The 2,861-nt window shown below is 45.2% G+C and carries 4 protein-coding genes; 3 read left to right on the forward strand and 1 reads right to left on the reverse strand.

Annotated features, from left to right (window positions below):
- The coding region (locus QWI17_RS16745) for a transposase (protein WP_502553148.1) at positions 1–457 on the reverse strand (457 nt) is incomplete at its 3' end.
- A gap of 551 nt (positions 458–1,008) precedes the next feature.
- Between QWI17_RS16745 and QWI17_RS16750 the strand changes: the two genes are divergently transcribed.
- The 3 genes from QWI17_RS16750 to QWI17_RS16760 all read left to right on the forward strand — a co-directional run bounded on the left by QWI17_RS16750 (position 1,009) and on the right by QWI17_RS16760 (position 2,588).
- Positions 1,009–1,224: a hypothetical protein gene (locus QWI17_RS16750; RefSeq protein ID WP_302723670.1), complete on the forward strand. Its 216-nt coding sequence runs from the start codon at positions 1,009–1,011 to the stop codon at positions 1,222–1,224.
- A gap of 339 nt (positions 1,225–1,563) precedes the next feature.
- On the forward strand, positions 1,564–1,878 hold the full coding sequence (locus tag QWI17_RS16755) for a DUF6968 family protein (protein ID WP_302723671.1): 315 nt from the start codon (positions 1,564–1,566) through the stop codon (positions 1,876–1,878).
- Positions 1,879–2,180: 302 nt separating this feature from the next.
- Positions 2,181–2,588, forward strand: coding sequence for a GNAT family N-acetyltransferase (locus QWI17_RS16760; protein WP_302723672.1), 408 nt, complete (start codon positions 2,181–2,183; stop codon positions 2,586–2,588).
- Positions 2,589–2,861: the final 273 nt, after the last annotated feature.

Genomic DNA, 2,861 nt, shown 5'->3' on the forward strand with positions numbered 1-2,861 from the left:
CTTCTTGGTTCGCCCAGCGGGCAATGGGTTCATTCAGGCAGCGCATAAACCAGCTGATGTCTGAAAGACGCTGACGCCAATCTTCAACAATCTCGTCCACGATCTCCAACTCTGGTTTCGTGAGCGAGCCGCCAGCTTGATACCGCTGTACCAATACCGGGCCTTTAAAGAGCTGGCGCCAGCGCTCGATCACTTCCTCTCGCGTTAGGGATTCGGCCGCATTCCGGTTGACGCGTAGAACGACATGGTAGTGATTGGACATGATCGCGTAGGCAGCGATATCGATCGTAAAAATGGCTGCCAATTGCTTGATCCGCTGGGCGATCCAGCCTCTGCGGTGCTCAAAGTCGTAGCCCTCGCCAGAGCCGCATAAAAACGCCCGCCGCACACAGCGGGAAACGCAGTGATACCAAGGCGTATCGTCTAATGAAATCAATCGCTTACGGGGTTGGGTCATGGCTCCTCCTTGAGCGTAAGTGGTGTATAACCTGCTGACTTTTACTTTGGTTCAGGGGTGTGGCATTGTCAAGTAAGTGGGTGTCCCAGTTTCTTGCCAGTTTCTCCCCCCAAGTAAGTGGGTGTCCCCGTTCTCCTTCCTTTTCATGTGGACCTCCAGTTGTTTAAAACACAGAGGCTACTTAGATCACGCTAGGCTGGGGAGTGGGTGGTTGGTTTGGCGCTTACACTATTAACAAGTTGTACTTTTAGCCTAGGACGCAGCACATGATTAAATATATCGCAGTTTTTCTAATACTTTTTTTGGCTAACTCTGCGCTGGCCTGCTCGCCTAGGAACTGGGATCCTTCTGTCGCGTATGAGTGGTATGTAATTCAAGATTATAAAAATTCTGAATTAGTGTTCAGCGGTAGAGTTGTATCGACGAGAATGTTGAATGAAAGCATAGAAAATGGAGATCTCGAGTAGCAATACTCAACGATTGAAGTCTATGAAGACTTTAAAGGTAGAGCTCCGGCGGAGCTAACTACAAAGTCTCCAATGGCATGTTGTATGTGCGGTCAAGAATTAGACGAGGGAAAAGAGTATCTTTTTTATGTTGTAAAGGGTCGCAATGATGCATACCAGTTCATGGCAACCATTAATGAGCTGAAGAATAGTGATTATGAAATCGGTGTCTTCAAACGCATTAATTCAGGCGCTATAAATCCGCAGAAAGCGACCAAACAGTCATATACTACTGATGCTACTAGCTTTCCTTTATATTGAGGTGTCAAGTATGTGGGTGTTCCCGTTTCTAGTGCCGTTTGTGGGTGTCCCCGTTTCTTCATTTATATTGAGGTGTCAAGTAAGTGGGTGTCCCCGTTTCTTTAAGGGTGTATCGTCTAATGAAATCAATCGCTTACGGGGTTGGGGCATGGCTTCTCCTTGAGCGTAAGTGGTGTATAACCTGCTGACTTTTACTTTGGTTCAGGGGTGTGGCATTGTCAAGTAAGTGGGTGTCCCCGTTTCTATTTCTTTTGAGGTGTCAAGTATGTGGGTGTCCCCGTTTCTATCACTACAAAGCCGCGCGTGTTGGCGGCGCTATGCATAAAGTGAATTAGGATAATGACCCTAACATCTAAATTTTCAGAAGTTGTTGCAACGAGAGAGCTTGTGTTTGTTTCCAATGATGGTGCTAAGGATGCCTATCTTGTAAGTGTTGCTAAGCCAGAGAAAGATGATGGAGGGATAGACTTTCTCTGCGCTCACGAAGTAATGTCAGAAAATTTCCACAAAGTGGTCAAAATTCATGGAATAGACACGTTTCAAGCAATTGAATTATCAATAAAAAGTATCGCATCATATCTAGAGTACTTAGAGCGTAAGAATGGTGGTAAATTCTATTTTCTAGGTGAGTCGGGGCATTGCTTTCCAAAATAATTTAAAGGTAAAAATGAATAACAAACAAAGCCACCAAAAATTTCGAGTAATGGCCTTGAAAAGCAGGCCATTATAGCGCTCGCATTTCTGGTTTTTGTGCGTTAAGTTCTTTAACATGAAGAAAACCAAATCAACTAGTATTAGCTATATTTCCTACTCAGCGGGGGTATTGCTGCTATGTTGGGCATCCACCTACTCGCAATTTCATTCTATTCATGCTGGCCAAGAGCTTGAATATTTTTAACAAACTTGTAAGTTGACCACACCGTACTGATGCGCGACATTCTATTAGCCGGGAACAAATGCAAATACATCAAATAACAACCAAAGAGGCTCTGCCCATTAGGCATCGGGTTTTGTGGCCCGATAAGCCTGTATCGTTTTGTGAAGTTGAAGGCGATGACGACGCCATACACTACGGCGCATTTACTGATGGCCAGCTGGTGTGTGTCGCGTCCGTTTACCTTGAAGGCTCTGAAGCCAGACTGCGAAAGTTTGCAACGCTACCGGAGTTTCAGAGAAGGGGTATTGGATCGCAAGTCATTGAACACGCAATCGCTAAGCTAAGGCATTTGAATGTCAGATACTTTTGGTGCGATGCCCGCACGAGCGCGCAAGGGTTTTATCAACGATTCGGTTTGGCGGTAGAAGGCCCAAAGTTCGAGAAATCCGGGGTGTCGTATTACAAAATGTCCGTTCAATGGGGATAGAGCGGCATGGCAGATCTTAAAAATTGAGCCTTGCGCGGGATAGTAATACGCTACAATATCATCGCTTTTGTACTCAGCTCAATTTGGCTGAAGCTGCTGCTTGTCGATACTTTTAAAGACTTATTACTGAGAAGAATGGCACTTACTTAAGCCTAAGCAATTGAAATACTTATAAAAAGATCGGCTCAATGGTAGGCTGTAAATCGCCAAACTTACCACCTAACCAAAGAGCCGATCCATATGCATGCTATCCAGTCTTGCCGACACTATCAA

The sequence above is a fragment of the Gilvimarinus gilvus genome (assembly GCF_030518155.1).
Lineage (GTDB): Bacteria > Pseudomonadota > Gammaproteobacteria > Pseudomonadales > Cellvibrionaceae > Gilvimarinus > Gilvimarinus gilvus.